Raw genomic sequence first — 13,639 nt, forward strand, 5'->3', positions numbered from 1 at the left:
GCCGCCGGACGGAGTGACCTCGGCCGCGCCCCGGCGGCCGCGGCACGTCAGCCGTTGGTCAGGACGATCTTCCCGAACTGGTCGCCGGACTCCAGTCGTTCGAAGCCCTCGCGGGCCCGGTCCAGGGGCAGCACCTCGTCGATGACGGGCCGTACGCCGGTGGCGGCGCAGAAGGAGAGCAGGTCCTCCAGCTCCTCCTTGGTGCCCATGGTGGAGCCGACGACCTTCAGCTCCAGGAAGAAGATCCGGGTCAGCTCGGCGTGCGAGGGGCGGTCGCCGCTGGTGGCACCGGAGATGACGATCGTCCCGCCGGGCCGCAGGGACTTCACCGAGTGGGACCAGGTGGCGGCGCCGACGGTCTCGATGACGGCGTCCACGCGCTGCGGCAGCCGGGCCCCCGGCTCCACCGCCTCGACGGCGCCCAGTTCCAGGGCCCGCTTCCGCTTCGCCTCGTCCCGGCTGGTGGCGAAGACCCGCAGGCCGGCCGCCTTGCCCAGCACGATCGCGGCCGTGGCGACACCGCCGCCCGCGCCCTGCACGAGGACCGAGTCACCGGGTCGCACCCCGGCGTTGGTGAACAGCATCCGGTACGCCGTCAGCCACGCGGTCGGCAGGCAGGCGGCCTCCGCGAAGGACAGCTCCTTCGGCTTGGGCAGGACGTTCCAGGTCGGCACGGCGACCTGCTCGGCGAAGGTGCCCTGGTAGCGCTCGGTGAGGATGGAGCGCGGCTCCTTGGGGCCGACGCCGTGACCGGTCTGGCCGATGACGGAGTGCAGGACGACCTCGTTGCCGTCCTCGTCGATCCCGGCGGCGTCGCAGCCGAGGATCATCGGCAGCCGTTCCTCCGGGAGTCCGACACCCCGCAGGGACCAGAGGTCGTGGTGGTTGAGGGAGGCGGCCCGCACGGTGATCGTGCTCCAGCCGGGCCGGGCCTCGGGGGCCGGACGCTCCCCCAACTCAAGGCCGGAGAGCGGCTGGTCGCGGTCGATTCGGGCGGCGTAGGCAGCGAACATGGGCTCGACGATAGGTGCGCCGTGCAGCTGACGGAACTGCACGGCGCTGTGACACATGCCCTCTTGCGTGACGGCACCCGTGCGGCGCAGCCCGCAGCCCACGCCCTCAGGGGCGTCCTCGCGGCACTCGAACAGGCGGGCGGGTGCGTAAAAAAAATGGCCCCGTCCGAACGGACGGGGCCATTCAGCGCAACGTCAGCGACGCGCAACGCCCTCGGCACGGGCAGCGGCGGCAACCGCCGCGGTCACGGCCGGAGCCACCCGCTCGTCGAACGGCGACGGGATGACGTAGTCGGCGGCGAGGTCGTCCCCGACCACGGCGGCCAGCGCCTCCGCGGCAGCGATCTTCATGCCCTCGGTGATCCGAGTGGCCCGCACCTGCAGCGCGCCCGCGAAGATGCCCGGGAAGGCCAGCACGTTGTTGATCTGGTTCGGGAAGTCCGAGCGCCCGGTCGCGACGACCGCCGCGTACTTGTGGGCCACGTCGGGGTGGACCTCCGGGTTCGGGTTGGCCATCGCGAAGACGAAGGCACCCTCCGCCATGGAGGCCACGGCCTCCTCCGGGACCGTGCCGCCGGAGACGCCGATGAAGACGTCGGCGCCCGCGAGGGCGTCCTCCAGCGAGCCGGTGATGCCGGCCTTGTTCGTGAATCCGGCCAGCGCGCGCTTGACCGACGTCAGGTCCTCGCGGTCCGCGGACACGACGCCCTTGCGGTCCGCCACCGCCACGTCACCGATGCCGGCCTCGACCAGCATCTTGGCGATGGCGACACCGGCCGCACCGGCGCCCGAGATGACGGCCCGCAGCTGCCCGATCTCGCGCCCGCTCAGCCGCGCCGCGTTCCGCAGCGCCGCGAGGGTCACGACGGCCGTGCCGTGCTGGTCGTCGTGGAAGACCGGGATGTCGAGCCGCTCCTGGAGCTGCTTCTCGATCTCGAAGCACCGCGGTGCCGAGATGTCCTCCAGGTTCACTCCGCCGAAGGAGGGAGCGAGCCGGACCACGGTCTCCACGATCTCGTCCACGCCCGTGCAGTCGAGCGCGATCGGCACCGCGTCGACGCCGCCGAACTGCTTGAACAGGATCGCCTTGCCCTCCATCACGGGGAGGGAGGCCTGGGGACCGATGTCCCCGAGCCCGAGCACGGCCGTACCGTCGGTCACGACAGCCACCACGGAGGACTTCCAGGTGTAGTCGTTGACCAGGTCCGGCTGCTCCGCGATCGCGGTGCACACGCGCGCGACGCCGGGCGTGTACGCGAGGGAAAGGTCGTCCTTGTCGCGGACCGGCACGGTGGCCTGCACGGCCATCTTGCCGCCACGGTGCAGCGCGAACGCCGGATCGAAGGAATCGAGGGGCTCGGCCCCGTCCTGATCCGTACTGCTGTCGCTGCGAGGATTGACGATCTCCGCTGCCACTTTGTTTTACCCCTTAGGTATGCATGGTTTGAGGGTCGACCACTCCTGGTGAGGGGTGGGCGGGCACCGCGCAAGGCCCGATTGCTGATTCGTACGAGCGCATACGCGACGGGCGCGCCGCACACGCGCCCTGAGCCCCGGATGAGGGGTGTAAAGAACCTTCTTACCGGACGGACGGCGCTCACGACGAGTCCATTAGGTGCAAGGTCACATCTCGCGACCAGAAGGCCACACGTGGATGACACGCGGCTGACACGAGCACAACACGAATGTGACTCATGGGTAACTCGGACTTGATCGATCATCGCGCAACGGGGGGACCGCATCGTGAGATGACCCGAAGATTTTCCGGCCGGAGTGATGGATTTCCGCAGATCTGCGGCCGTGAAGTCCCGTGCTGGCGGGACCTGACGCGGTTCGGGGGTCACCCGTTATGCGATTTTGACATAGTCACGCCCCTGAATGGCGTAGTCCGAATGGCAAGATGCGGTAAACCCACGAGGTCGCGACACCCGATGGTGTGTGTTTCCGTCGACCCATCGGCACCTCTTCCCATCCGCCGGAGGAACCACGATGACCGCAAGCTCCACCCGTCGTACGACCGCCGCGTACTCCCGGCTCACCGCGGCCGGTGCGATCGCGGTCGCAGGCGCCCTGCTGCTCACCGGCTGCGGTGACCAGACCAAGGGCAAGGACAACGGCTCCGGCAGTGCGTCCACCATCAATGCCCCGCTCGCCGACAAGCTCCCCAAGGAGATCCGCGACAAGGGCGAGATCAAGGTCGGTTCGGACATCGCCTACGCCCCGGTCGAGTTCAAGGACTCCTCCGGCAACGTCGTCGGCCTCGACCCCGACCTGGCGGCCGCGATGGGCAAGCAGCTCGGCGTGAAGCTCACGTTCGAGAACGGCACCTTCGACGCCCTGCTCACCGGCCTGCGCTCCGGCCGCTACGACACCGCGATGTCGGCGATGACGGACAACAAGAACCGCCAGGAGGGTGTCGACCCGGACACCGGCAAGAAGGTCGGCGAGGGCGTCGACTTCGTCGACTACCTGACCGCCGGTGTCTCGATCTACACCCGCAAGGGCGACACCAAGGGCATCACGTCGTGGGCGGACCTGTGCGGCAAGAAGATCGCCGTCGAGCGCGGCACCGTCTCGGAGGACCTGGCCAAGCAGGAGGCCAAGAAGTGTCCGAGCGGCAAGAAGCTCGCCATCGAGGCGTTCGACGACGACCAGCAGTCCCAGACGCGCCTGCGCTCGGGCGGCGTGGACGCGGCCTCCTCCGACTTCCCGGTCGCCGCGTACGCGGTGAAGACCTCGGGCGGCGGCAAGGACTTCCAGATCGTCGGTGACCAGGTCGAGGCGGCCCCGTACGGCATCGCCGTCGCCAAGAACGACACCCAGCTGCGGGACGCGCTCCAGGCGGCGATGAACGCGATCATCAAGAACGGCGAGTACCAGAAGATCCTCGAGAAGTGGGGCGCCCAGGACGGCGCCGTCAAGGAGTCCGCGATCAACGGCGGCAAGTGACCCGCGGCACCCCAGCGGCCACCGAGAGGCAACACCCGTGACTGACATCGAGAAGACGGCGGAGCCGGCGGACACCCCGCCGGCCGGCCCGGAGGCCATCAAGGCCATCCCGGTCCGCCACTACGGGCGGTACGTCACCGCCGTCATCGCGATCGCGCTCCTCGTCGCGATCATCTACGCGTTCGGCCAGGGCCAGATCAACTGGCACGCGGTACCGGACTACTTCTTCGACGACCGGATCATGACCGGCGTCTACAAGACCCTCCTGCTGACGGTCCTGTCGATGCTGATCGGCATCGTCGGCGGCATCCTGCTCGCGGTGATGCGCCTGTCGAAGAACCCGGTGACCTCGTCGATCGCCTGGTTCTACATCTGGTTCTTCCGCGGCACCCCGGTCCTGGTCCAGTTGTTCCTCTGGTTCAACCTGGGCCTGGTCTTCCACTACATCAACCTCGGTCCGCTCTACAAGGACGAGTGGTCCGACTTCATGACGCCGCTGCTGACGGCGCTGCTCGGCCTCGGCCTGAACGAGGCCGCGTACATGGCGGAGATCTGCCGTGCCGGCCTGCTCGCGGTCGACGAGGGCCAGACCGAGGCGGCCCACGCGCTGGGCATGAGCCACAGCAAGACGCTGCGCCGGATCGTCATCCCGCAGGCGATGCGGGTGATCGTGCCGCCGACCGGCAACGAAGTCATCAACATGCTGAAGACGACCTCGCTCGTGGCGGCCGTCCAGTATCCGGAGCTGTTCCGTTACGCCCAGGACATCGGCCAGAACTCCGGCGCCCCGGTGGAGATGTACTTCCTGGCCGCGGCCTGGTACCTGATCATGACGTCGATCCTCAGCGTCGGCCAGTACTACATCGAGCGGTACTACGCCCGCGGTTCCAGCCGCAGCCTGCCGCCCACCCCGTGGCAGAAGGTCAGGGCACACCTGACGACCTTCTCGAGCAGGAAGGTCACGGCATGACCGACAAGCTGAGCAAGACGGACTCGTCCCCCGTGCACTCGTCCGTCCCGATGGTCAAGTCCGAGGGTGTCCACAAGTCCTTCGGTCCCGTCGAGGTCCTCAAGGGCATCGACCTGGAGGTGAAGCCGGGCGAGGTGTTCTGCCTCATCGGCCCCTCCGGCTCCGGCAAGTCGACCTTCCTGCGGTGCATCAACCACCTCGAGAAGGTCAACGCGGGCCGTCTGTACGTGGACGGCGAGCTGGTCGGCTACCGCCAGAAGGGCGACAAGCTGTACGAGCTGAAGGACAGCGAGGTCGCGCTCAAGCGCCGGGACATCGGCATGGTCTTCCAGCGCTTCAACCTGTTCCCGCACATGACGGCCGTGGAGAACGTCATCGAGGCGCCGGTCCAGGTCAAGGGCGCTTCCAAGGCCGAGACCAAGGAGCGCGCCATGCAGCTCCTGGAGCGCGTGGGCCTGGCCGACAAGGCCGGGAACTACCCCTCGCAGCTCTCCGGCGGCCAGCAGCAGCGCGTCGCCATCGCCCGGGCCCTCGCCATGGACCCGAAGCTGATGCTGTTCGACGAGCCGACCTCGGCCCTCGACCCGGAGCTGGTTGGCGACGTCCTGGACGTCATGCGCGACCTCGCCGAGTCGGGCATGACGATGGTCGTCGTCACCCACGAGATGGGCTTCGCCCGCGAGGTGGGCGACAGCCTGGTCTTCATGGACGGCGGTGTGGTGGTCGAATCCGGCCATCCCCGCGACGTGCTGACGAACCCTCAGCACGAGCGGACGCAGTCGTTCCTGTCCAAGGTGCTCTGACACACCACCAGGAGAAGGGCGGTACGGGCTCCCCGTACCGCCCTTCTCCTTGGGCGCGCCCGCTCCGGTGCGGCTACTTCAGTGCGAGGAGCAGCGTGTCCGACGGCGAGCACCACACGGGCCGTGCCTCGGCGAAGCCCTTCTCGCGCAGCACGCGCGCGTGCCACTCCGCGGACGGCATGTCCCCGTCGGCGTGCTCGCCGTAGATCTCGAAGCGCCGGGCGGTGGGCTCGGCGAGCACCGGGTCCTTCGCCGCGACCTGCCACCACTCGGCCCAGTCCAGGGCACCGTCCCGCTTGGCCTGATCCATACGCGCGTGCCGCTGGGCGCGCTCCGCCGCGTTGATCCGGGGCGTGCTCTCGTCGATCATGTGGTCCGCGTTCATGAAGACACCGCCGTCGCGGACCAGCCCCGCGACCTGACCGTAGAGGGCCGCGAGGGGTTCGCTGTGCAGCCAGTGCAGGGCCGTGGCGGTCAGGACCGCGTCGTAGGTGTCGTACGGCAGCAGCGCCGGCCAGTCGGGGTCCTTGAGGTCCGCGGTGACGAAGGAGACGCGGTCGTCGCCCTCGAAGGTGCCGCGCGCGATGGCGAGCAGGGCCGGGTCGAGGTCGACCCCGGTGCTGGTGGCCCCGGGGAACCGCGCCAGCAGCCGGGCGGTGATGCTGCCGGTGCCGCAGGCGAGGTCGAGCACGCGCGGGGCGGTGCCGGCCAGCGCCTCGACCATGTCGAGCATGATCCGGAACCGCTCCTCACGGTCCGGCATGTACCACTCCTGCTGCCGGTCCCAGCTCTCCTGCCAGGCGGCCCAGTCGGTTCCGGTGCTGGTGGTCATGGATTCCCCGTCCCCTCATGCATGCGTAATACCCTGGAAGCACGATCGGCTGTTACCCGACCGCAGACATGACCATAGAGCGCCTCCGTAAGGACTACAAGTGGAACTGGCCTATTACTCGGATTACGCCGTACGCCTCGTCAACAGCGAGGAACCGGTCCGGGGCAAGGACTCACTGACCTCGGTCGAGGCCGTCCGCGACCTCTTCGGGGTGAACGCGTCCGCGGCCCGCCGCGCCACCGACGCCGACGTCACGCGCTTCCGCTCGGTACGGGGCAGGCTGCGCGCGGTCTTCGAGGCGGCGGACCAGGGGGACGAGACGCTCGCCGTGGACCTGCTGAACTCCCTGCTGCTGGAGTTCCCGGTCAGCCCGCAGATCTCCGGGCACGACTACCGCGACGACGACGGCCGCCCGCTGTGGCACATGCACCTGGCCGACCACCCGTCCAACGCCACCGCGGGCTACGCGGCCATAGCGGCGATGGGCCTGGCGTTCCACCTGACCGAGTACGGCGTCGACCGCCTCGGCCTGTGCCAGGCCACGCCCTGCCGCAACGCCTACCTCGACACGTCCACCAACCGCTCAAGGCGCTACTGCTCGGACCGCTGCGCGACCCGCGCCAACGTGGCCGCCTACCGCGCCCGCAAGCGCCTGGAGGCCGACCGGTCGGGCAGCAGGGGCCTGACGGCCGAGAACACCCAGCGCGCCAGCGCCAGCGGCGAGCGCTGACCGTCCCTGAGCGGCCGGTACCTGAACCGCGCCCTGCCGAGGATCAGCTCCTCGGGCACGACCCCGTAGTCGGTGCTGTCCCCGCCCGCGTACGGATTGTCCCCGAGCACCCACCAGCCGCCGTCGCGCCGCTCCACGGCACGCTTGACGACCAGCAGGTCCTGCTGGAAGGGATGACGCAGGACGACGACGTCCCCCGGCCTGACCGCGGCCCCGTACTGCAGCAGCAGCCGGTCCCCGTGATGCAGCGTGGGAACCATGGACGGGCCGGTCACCTCGGCCAGCCCGAAGGGCGCCCCGGCCCTCCCCCGCTCGGTCTCCTGCGACAGCTCCGGCATCCCCGGCACCTCCCCGGTCCGTTCCTCCACCAGTCTCAGTCTGACCCTGGACTTTTGTCCTAAGCCCTAGGGGGCACTCACGAAAACCCGTCCCCCAGGGAGTAATGTCGCACCTGAGAAGACGATCACGAGGAAGGAATGCTCCATGCTTTCCCGCCTGTTTGCCCCCAAGGTCAAGGTCAGCGCGCACTGCGACCTGCCCTGCGGTGTGTACGACCCGGCCCAGGCCCGCATCGAGGCGGAGTCCGTGAAGGCCGTTCAGGAAAAGATGGCCGCCAACGACGACCCGCACTTCCAGGCGCGTGCCACCGTCATCAAGGAGCAGCGCGCGGAGCTGGCCAAGCACCACGTCTCCGTGCTCTGGAGCGACTACTTCAAGCCCCCGCACTTCGAGAAGTACCCGGAGCTGCACCAGCTGGTGAACGACGCCCTGAAGGCCCTCTCGGCCGCCAAGGCGTCCACCGACCCGGCCACGGGCCAGAAGGCTCTGGACTACATCGCCCAGATCGACAAGATCTTCTGGGAGACCAAGAAGGCCTGAGCGTCCCGCCTTCCCACACCCGGTCCCGGGGCCGCCGAACACGGCACGCCCGGGGGCCGGGTGTGGTTTTTCCGCGCCCGGCCGGGCGGCCTTCGGACTCGGCCCGCCCGCCCCAGGGCCGCCCCTGGGACCGGGCCTGGTGGGCCTGGTGGTCCTGGTCGTCCTTGTCGGTGCTGGCGAAGCGCGCCAGGACACTGCGCATGGCCTCGACCCGGGCGCGCTTCTTGTCGTTGCTCTTCACGACGGTCCACGGGGCGTGCTCGGTGTCCGTCTCGCGGAACATGGCGACCTTGGCGGCGGTGTAGTCGTCCCAGCGGTCCAGCGAGGCCAGGTCCATAGGGCTGAAGCTTCCACTGCCGTACGGGGTCGACCTGACGGATCGTGAAGCGGGTGCGCTGCTCGCTCTGCGAGACGGAGAACCAGAACTTGACCAGGTCGACGCCGTCGTCGACGAGCATCCGCTCGAACAGGGGTGCCTGGCGCATGAAGCGCCGGTACTCGTCGTCCGAGCAGAAGCCCGTCGTCGACCCGCAGGCCGTCCGTCATCAGAGGTGTCGTCTCGTCCCCTCGGCGCCGCTCAGTGGAACTGAGGCACGATCAGAAAGATCCCGTACGCCACCACGGCCGCACAGGCGAGGAAGCACGGCCCCGCCTGGGCGAGGCCCAGGGGCGAGCTGCCGCCGGGCTGCTCACGTGCGGCCTCGACGCGGGCGAGGCCCAGGACGCCGAGGGCGAAGACGGCGACCACCGCGACGCTGACGACGATGCTCACCGCGGTGACCTGGCCGAGTGCGGTCCAGTCCAGATGCATGTCGGCTCTCCGTGGCTCAGGCGGCCGTGTCGACGTCGGTCGACACGGTGGTGCGGACGGTGACCTCGTGGTGGTCGTTCACATTGTTCGCGTGCACCGGGTTGCGGCGCGAGGCGAGCACGATGACCGTCGCGAGGGCGACGGCGACCAGCGCGATCACGGCCGTACCGGCGTTGCCGCCGTGCTTGACCACGCTCGCGGCGAGCCCTCCGACCAGCGCGGCCGCGGGCAGCGTGATCAGCCAGGCGGCCGCCATGCGGCCGGCGTTCCTGTGTGAACGCGTTCCGGCCGGGCCGTGGACGTCCGGGCCGGGCCCGAGGCGCTCTGTGCCAAGCTGGGGAGGTGACTCTGGAGGACCTGGTACGGCTGCGGCGGGTGCGTGACCGCATGGACCGCGAGTACGCCGAGCCGCTCGACATGACCGAGCTGGCCCGTGGCGCCCACATGTCGCCCGGGCACTTCCAGCGCAGCTTCCGCAAGGCGTACGGGGAGACGCCGTACAGCTATCTGATGACCCGCCGGGTCGAGCGGGCCAAGGCGTTGCTGCGCGGCGGCGACCTCACCGTGACCGAGGTGTGCTTCGCGGTGGGCTGCACCTCCCTCGGCTCCTTCAGCTCCCGGTTCACCGAGCTGGTCGGCGAGACGCCGAGCGCCTACCGGGCCCGCCCGCACGAGGAGAGCGCGGTGATCCCGTCCTGCGTGGCCCGCTCCTTCACCCGTCCACGCCGCCGCCCGTACTGAAGCACTCCGGCCGGGCCTCGCCTAGCGTGAAGCCATGGACCTGAAACTCAAGCAGTGCTTCATCGCCGTTGACGACCACGACAAGGCGCTCCACTTCTACTGTGACGTGCTCGGCATGGAGGTCCGCAACGACGTGGGCTTCGAGGGGATGCGGTGGGTCACCGTGGGCTCGCCGCTCCAGCCGGACGTGGAGATCGTGCTGGAGCCGCCCGGCGCGAGCCCGGACATCTCCCCCGCCGACAAGCAGGCGATCGCCGAGCTGCTCGCCAAGGGGCTGCTGCGCGGGGTCATCTTCACCACCGAGGACTGCGACGGTCTGTACGCACGGGTCCGGGAGGCCGGCGGCGACGTGCTCCAGGAGCCGACGGACCAGCCGTACGGGGTCCGCGACTGTGCCTTCCGGGACCCGGCCGGGAACATGCTGCGGTTCCTGGAGCGGCCCGCGGACTGAAATTCCCCCCGGTGCGGCGGGGACGGCTGCTTACGATCCCCGCCATGAACACCATCCGCTGGACGTATGCCTTCATCGACCGCCCCGCCGCCCGCCTGGCCGAGGCCCGCGCCTTCTGGACGGCCGTCACCGGCACCAGGTTGTCCGAATTCCGCGGTGAGCGACAGGAGTTCGTGACGCTGCTGCCGGACGGGGCGGACCCCTGTGTGAAGCTCCAGGGCACCCTCGACGGGGACGGCGGGGCCCATCTCGACCTCTTCGTCGAGGACGTGCGAGCGTTCGTGGAGACGGCCACCCGCCTCGGCGCGGCTCCGGTCGCCGAACACCGCGACTGGGCCGTGCTCCGCTCGCCCGGCGGGCAGTCGTTCTGCGTCGGGGCCTGGAACGGCGAGACGGTACGGCCACCGGTGGTCGACGGCAGCCGTCTGGACCAGGTGTGCCTGGACGTCCCGCCCTCGGTGTACGACGCCGAGACCGCGTTCTGGGCCGCGCTGACCGGCTGGGAGCTGCTGGCGGGTTCCCTGCCGGAGTTCCGGGTGCTCCGGCCGCCCGCGGGCCTGCCCGTCCGGATCCTGCTCCAGCGGCTCGACGACGAACGCCCGGCCTCCGCCCACCTGGACCTCGCCTGCGCGGACATCGCGGCGACCCGGGCCCGGCACGAGCGCCTCGGCGCCGTCCGCGTCCACCAGGGCCCGCACTGGGCGGTACTGCGCGACCCGGCTGGCGGCACGTACTGCCTGACCGGCCGGGACCCCGAGACGGGCGGGCTGCCGTCGGCGGTCAGTGACGCGTAGTCGCGTACAGGCAGAGGACGGCGCTCCGGCCCGCCCGCTGCGCCGGCCCGGGCTCCGGGCCGGGCGGGCACGCGTCGTCGTCCCCGCTCGAGGTGTGGAGCGGGCCGGGCGTACCGCCGTACGCGTTCCGCGGCGTCGCCCCGTCCCCGTTCTCCCACCCGTACGGCCCCTGCGGCCGGACCGAGTCCTGGAGCCACAGGGTGAGCCCGCCCCCGGCGACCACCGCCACGGCCCAGGTGCAGAGCACCCAGCGCCACAACCGGCGGCGCGCACCGCGCTGTTCGCTCACCCCCAGGGCTCCACGGCCGGCACCACCAGTTCGGTGATGTGAACGATGTGCGGAAGCTTCGGCATGCGGCCACGCTACGGCCTCGGCCGGGCCGCGCGCGGCTGCGGGCAGTACCGGATCAGCCGGCCGCCCGGTCCTCGGTGTCGTTCGGGCCGGTCATCCGGCGCGGATGTCCCCGGCGCCGTCCATGACGGGCCGGATCACCACGGGGTAGTCGGTCAGGCCCTCGGGGCCGGGGCAGCGGGTGACGCGCTCCGCGATCTCGGTGACCCGGTCCAGGCTCGCGCAGTCCACCACCCAGTAGCCGGCCATCAGCGCCTCGGTCTCGCCGTACGGGCCGTCGGTGATCACGGTCCGGCCGTCCCCGCCGCGCGCGACCAGCCGGGTCCGCGCGGGCTCGGCCAGCCCCTGGGCCTCGACGAGCTCACCGGACTCGGCGAGGTCGTCGCTGATCGCGCCCATGTACAGGTACATGGCCTTGAGCTCCACCTCGGTCCAGGACGGGGCGTGCTCGGAGGGCCGGCCTGCCATCGCGTCGTAGTCCGCCTGCGTGCCCTGCACCATGACCAGGTACTTCATGGTCCGCTCCTTCGGCTCGGGGCCGCCCCCTGCGGGCGGCTCGCACGGGGACGTCGGAGCCGGGCCGGATTCTCGCCGCAGGCTCAGGACTTCTTCGCGGCGGAGTCCTGCGGGGCGGGGCGTTCCAGGCCGACGGTGAGGTCGGCGTGGGCCGCGCACTTCGGGTTGTAGCAGGGGCCGGGACCCCACAGCGGGACCCAGATGCCCAGCGTCTTGTGCCGCCGGACGACCGTGTCGACAGGCTGTCCGCATACGGGACAGACGTGTTCTTCGCTGTCCATGACCCCAGGGTAGGGCGGGCGGGGCCTCAGCGCTTCCTGCGGTACGTGCGCACGAGCGCGCCGTTGCCGAAGGTGCGCACCGAGTCCAGGATGAACTCCTTGATGTCGAGGCCGGTGCCGAACATCGGCATGCCGGTGCCGTAGACGATCGGGTAGGTCTTGATGACGAGTTCGTCGATCTCGTCGAGCAGCGCCCCCGCGAGCTGGGAGCCGCCGCACAGGTAGATGTCCAACCCGCCGTCCTGCGCCTTGAGTTCGCGGACCCGGCCGGTCAGGTCGCCGTCGATGATCTCGACGTTCGGATCGGGCGAGGTGCCCAGGGTGCGCGACGCGACGTACTCGCGCAGGTGGGCGTAGGGGCTGGTGATGCCCTCCTTCAGCGCCACCTCGTAGCTGGCCCGGCCCTGGATGACGGTGTCGAACCGCCGGTTCTCCAGGTGGTCCATGCCGAGCTGCCTGCGGGCATGGGTGGGCAGGGTCTCCGCGAACTCCGCCTTGAGGAAGTCGATGTACTCCTCGTCCAGGAAGCGGAACATCGCGGTGGCGTCGCCGTGTTCGTCGCCGATGAAGCCGTCGAGCGAGCAGGCGATGAAGTACGTGAGCTTTCGCAAGCCGGTCTCTTTCCGTAGGCTGCGGAGCGATCAACCAACCACTCCGCCTGTAGTGCTTCAGTTGTAGTACTCCGGATGTAGTGGTGGCAAGCTTTTTCCGGGATGCTGTCGGCACCGAGGACAAGTAAGAGAAGGGGTTCCGTATGGCGGGCAATCCGGAACGGCGGGCGGCGCTGGTGGACGCCGGCATCGAGGTGCTCTCGCGGGAGGGCGCGCGCGGGCTGACGTTCCGCGCGGTGGACGGCGAGGCGGGCGTGCCCACCGGCACCGCGTCCAACTACTTCGCCAGCCGTGAGGACCTGCTCCGCCAGATCGACGCCCGGCTGCACGTACGGCTCGCGCCGGATCCCGAGGTGATGGAGGCGCTGCTGCGCCGGCCCCGTGACCGCTCCCTGGTCAGGACCCTCATGCAGGACATCATGGACCGGGCCACCCGTGACCGGACCGGCTATCTGGCCCTGCTGGAGATGCGGCTGGAGGCCACCCGGCGCCCCGAACTGCGGGCCTCCTTCACCAAGTCGGTGCGCGGAGACCTGGAGCAGGGCATCGAATTCCACCGGCGGTCCGGCCTGCCCGGCGGCGACGAGACCGTCACCGTGCTCTACCTCGCGATGCTCGGCCTCATCCTGGAGCATCTGACCCTGCCGGGTGTCCTGGACGGAGTCCTGGACGGGGTGGGCGTGCCGGAGGGGCTGGTCGACAGGATCGTGACGACGATCGTGCCGGAGGGGTAGCCCGGCGCACCGCTCACCGCAGCAGCCCGCCCCCAGGAGAGCGGCACCCTCCGGCGCCGGCAGCGAGGGCCCGCCCCCGGACCGGGCAGTGGGCGAGCCCCGCACACCGTGGGGATGTGCGGGGCCCTCCGGCCGGAGCCCCCGGGAGGTCGTGCGGGGTCAGGAGCCGCAC

Annotated in this window: 19 protein-coding genes and 1 pseudogene; 9 read left to right on the forward strand and 11 right to left on the reverse strand. The window is 70.2% G+C overall.

The features are described 5' to 3' along the window. Positions 1–47: 47 nt before the first annotated feature. Positions 48–1,013 carry a zinc-binding dehydrogenase gene (locus tag FB157_RS26155; RefSeq protein WP_145883091.1) on the reverse strand — a complete coding sequence of 322 codons (966 nt, stop codon included), beginning with the start codon at positions 1,011–1,013 and terminating at the stop codon, positions 48–50. Positions 1,014–1,208: 195 nt separating this feature from the next. After that, entirely contained in the window at positions 1,209–2,429 is a 1,221-nt protein-coding gene (locus FB157_RS26160; RefSeq protein ID WP_145883092.1) for an NADP-dependent malic enzyme, read from the reverse strand. 573 nt (positions 2,430–3,002) lie between these two features. Here FB157_RS26160 and FB157_RS26165 point away from each other — a divergent pair. The 3 genes from FB157_RS26165 to FB157_RS26175 are packed head-to-tail and all read left to right on the forward strand — an operon-like array spanning position 3,003 to position 5,735. Beyond that, positions 3,003–3,962 carry an ABC transporter substrate-binding protein gene (locus FB157_RS26165; protein WP_145883093.1) on the forward strand — a complete coding sequence of 320 codons (960 nt, stop codon included), beginning with the start codon at positions 3,003–3,005 and terminating at the stop codon, positions 3,960–3,962. Between the two features lie 37 nt (positions 3,963–3,999). Beyond that, positions 4,000–4,932, forward strand: a complete 933-nt coding sequence (locus tag FB157_RS26170) for an amino acid ABC transporter permease (RefSeq protein WP_145883094.1) — start codon at positions 4,000–4,002, stop codon at positions 4,930–4,932. A 50-nt stretch (positions 4,933–4,982) separates the two neighbouring features. After that, positions 4,983–5,735 (forward strand): amino acid ABC transporter ATP-binding protein, encoded by a 753-nt coding sequence (locus FB157_RS26175; RefSeq protein ID WP_145883205.1) that lies wholly within the window; start codon positions 4,983–4,985, stop codon positions 5,733–5,735. Between the two features lie 73 nt (positions 5,736–5,808). Here the strand turns inward: FB157_RS26175 and FB157_RS26180 are convergent, their stop codons facing one another. Next, positions 5,809–6,567: a trans-aconitate 2-methyltransferase gene (locus FB157_RS26180; protein ID WP_145883095.1), complete on the reverse strand. Its 759-nt coding sequence runs from the start codon at positions 6,565–6,567 to the stop codon at positions 5,809–5,811. A 100-nt stretch (positions 6,568–6,667) separates the two neighbouring features. Here FB157_RS26180 and FB157_RS26185 point away from each other — a divergent pair, with 100 nt between their 5' ends. Further along, a complete protein-coding gene (locus FB157_RS26185; RefSeq protein ID WP_145883096.1) occupies positions 6,668–7,297 on the forward strand; it encodes an ABATE domain-containing protein in 630 nt (209 codons plus the stop codon). On the opposite strand, the gene sodX is transcribed toward FB157_RS26185, so the two are convergent. Further along, complete coding sequence (sodX, locus tag FB157_RS26190; protein WP_145883206.1) at positions 7,201–7,635, reverse strand: nickel-type superoxide dismutase maturation protease; 435 nt, start codon at positions 7,633–7,635, stop codon at positions 7,201–7,203. The genes FB157_RS26185 and sodX overlap by 97 nt on opposite strands. A 145-nt stretch (positions 7,636–7,780) precedes the next feature. Here sodX and sodN point away from each other — a divergent pair, with 145 nt between their 5' ends. Next, the gene (gene sodN, locus FB157_RS26195) at positions 7,781–8,176 is read left to right on the forward strand and encodes a superoxide dismutase, Ni (protein WP_020123534.1); all 396 of its coding nucleotides are present in this window, start codon (positions 7,781–7,783) and stop codon (positions 8,174–8,176) included. Positions 8,177–8,330: 154 nt separating this feature from the next. On the opposite strand, the pseudogene FB157_RS26200 reads toward sodN, so the two are convergent. From FB157_RS26200 to FB157_RS26210, 3 genes and pseudogenes are all read right to left on the reverse strand, one after another. Next, a pseudogene (locus tag FB157_RS26200) lies at positions 8,331–8,694 on the reverse strand (polyphosphate kinase 2); the annotation flags it as partial. Between the two features lie 59 nt (positions 8,695–8,753). Continuing rightward, a complete protein-coding gene (locus FB157_RS26205; protein WP_145883097.1) occupies positions 8,754–8,987 on the reverse strand; it encodes a hypothetical protein in 234 nt (77 codons plus the stop codon). A gap of 16 nt (positions 8,988–9,003) precedes the next feature. After that, positions 9,004–9,243: a hypothetical protein gene (locus tag FB157_RS26210; protein ID WP_261386542.1), complete on the reverse strand. Its 240-nt coding sequence runs from the start codon at positions 9,241–9,243 to the stop codon at positions 9,004–9,006. Positions 9,244–9,329: 86 nt separating this feature from the next. On the opposite strand from FB157_RS26210, the gene FB157_RS26215 reads away from it, so the two are divergent. Genes FB157_RS26215 through FB157_RS26225 form a run of 3 tightly spaced genes read left to right on the forward strand, consistent with a single transcriptional unit; the run spans position 9,330 to position 10,973 of the window. Beyond that, positions 9,330–9,728: a helix-turn-helix transcriptional regulator gene (locus FB157_RS26215; RefSeq protein ID WP_145883098.1), complete on the forward strand. Its 399-nt coding sequence runs from the start codon at positions 9,330–9,332 to the stop codon at positions 9,726–9,728. Positions 9,729–9,762: 34 nt separating this feature from the next. Next, a complete protein-coding gene (locus tag FB157_RS26220; protein ID WP_145883099.1) occupies positions 9,763–10,179 on the forward strand; it encodes a VOC family protein in 417 nt (138 codons plus the stop codon). A 44-nt stretch (positions 10,180–10,223) separates the two neighbouring features. Continuing rightward, on the forward strand, positions 10,224–10,973 hold the full coding sequence (locus tag FB157_RS26225) for a VOC family protein (RefSeq protein ID WP_145883100.1): 750 nt from the start codon (positions 10,224–10,226) through the stop codon (positions 10,971–10,973). On the opposite strand, the gene FB157_RS26230 is transcribed toward FB157_RS26225, so the two are convergent. From FB157_RS26230 to FB157_RS26245, 4 genes are all read right to left on the reverse strand, one after another. Continuing rightward, complete coding sequence (locus tag FB157_RS26230; protein ID WP_145883101.1) at positions 10,960–11,262, reverse strand: hypothetical protein; 303 nt, start codon at positions 11,260–11,262, stop codon at positions 10,960–10,962. The genes FB157_RS26225 and FB157_RS26230 overlap by 14 nt on opposite strands. A gap of 156 nt (positions 11,263–11,418) precedes the next feature. After that, positions 11,419–11,841, reverse strand: a complete 423-nt coding sequence (locus FB157_RS26235; protein WP_145883102.1) for a YciI family protein — start codon at positions 11,839–11,841, stop codon at positions 11,419–11,421. 83 nt (positions 11,842–11,924) lie between these two features. Further along, on the reverse strand, positions 11,925–12,122 hold the full coding sequence (locus tag FB157_RS26240) for a hypothetical protein (protein WP_145883103.1): 198 nt from the start codon (positions 12,120–12,122) through the stop codon (positions 11,925–11,927). Positions 12,123–12,148: 26 nt separating this feature from the next. Beyond that, positions 12,149–12,733 (reverse strand): dihydrofolate reductase family protein, encoded by a 585-nt coding sequence (locus FB157_RS26245; protein ID WP_145883104.1) that lies wholly within the window; start codon positions 12,731–12,733, stop codon positions 12,149–12,151. Positions 12,734–12,876: 143 nt separating this feature from the next. On the opposite strand from FB157_RS26245, the gene FB157_RS26250 reads away from it, so the two are divergent. Next, positions 12,877–13,467, forward strand: coding sequence for a TetR/AcrR family transcriptional regulator (locus tag FB157_RS26250; RefSeq protein ID WP_145883105.1), 591 nt, complete (start codon positions 12,877–12,879; stop codon positions 13,465–13,467). The last annotated feature ends 172 nt before the right edge of the window (positions 13,468–13,639 follow it).

Source organism: Streptomyces sp. BK340, from assembly GCF_007827595.1.
GTDB lineage: Bacteria > Actinomycetota > Actinomycetes > Streptomycetales > Streptomycetaceae > Streptomyces.

What these genes read in the sequence shown, in the direction of transcription:
- sodN (WP_020123534.1), top strand. Translation starts at nt 7,781, where the DNA reads ATGCTTTCCCGCCTGTTTGCCCCCAAGGTCAAGGTCAGCGCGCACTGC.
- FB157_RS26155 (WP_145883091.1), bottom strand. Translation starts at nt 1,013, where the DNA reads ATGTTCGCTGCCTACGCCGCCCGAATCGACCGCGACCAGCCGCTCTCC.
- sodX (WP_145883206.1), bottom strand. Translation starts at nt 7,635, where the DNA reads ATGCCGGAGCTGTCGCAGGAGACCGAGCGGGGGAGGGCCGGGGCGCCC.
- FB157_RS26235 (WP_145883102.1), bottom strand. Translation starts at nt 11,841, where the DNA reads ATGAAGTACCTGGTCATGGTGCAGGGCACGCAGGCGGACTACGACGCG.
- FB157_RS26205 (WP_145883097.1), bottom strand. Translation starts at nt 8,987, where the DNA reads ATGCATCTGGACTGGACCGCACTCGGCCAGGTCACCGCGGTGAGCATC.
- FB157_RS26240 (WP_145883103.1), bottom strand. Translation starts at nt 12,122, where the DNA reads ATGGACAGCGAAGAACACGTCTGTCCCGTATGCGGACAGCCTGTCGAC.
- FB157_RS26225 (WP_145883100.1), top strand. Translation starts at nt 10,224, where the DNA reads ATGAACACCATCCGCTGGACGTATGCCTTCATCGACCGCCCCGCCGCC.
- FB157_RS26250 (WP_145883105.1), top strand. Translation starts at nt 12,877, where the DNA reads ATGGCGGGCAATCCGGAACGGCGGGCGGCGCTGGTGGACGCCGGCATC.
- FB157_RS26220 (WP_145883099.1), top strand. Translation starts at nt 9,763, where the DNA reads ATGGACCTGAAACTCAAGCAGTGCTTCATCGCCGTTGACGACCACGAC.
- FB157_RS26210 (WP_261386542.1), bottom strand. Translation starts at nt 9,243, where the DNA reads ATGGCGGCCGCCTGGCTGATCACGCTGCCCGCGGCCGCGCTGGTCGGA.
- FB157_RS26165 (WP_145883093.1), top strand. Translation starts at nt 3,003, where the DNA reads ATGACCGCAAGCTCCACCCGTCGTACGACCGCCGCGTACTCCCGGCTC.
- FB157_RS26175 (WP_145883205.1), top strand. Translation starts at nt 4,983, where the DNA reads ATGGTCAAGTCCGAGGGTGTCCACAAGTCCTTCGGTCCCGTCGAGGTC.
- FB157_RS26180 (WP_145883095.1), bottom strand. Translation starts at nt 6,567, where the DNA reads ATGACCACCAGCACCGGAACCGACTGGGCCGCCTGGCAGGAGAGCTGG.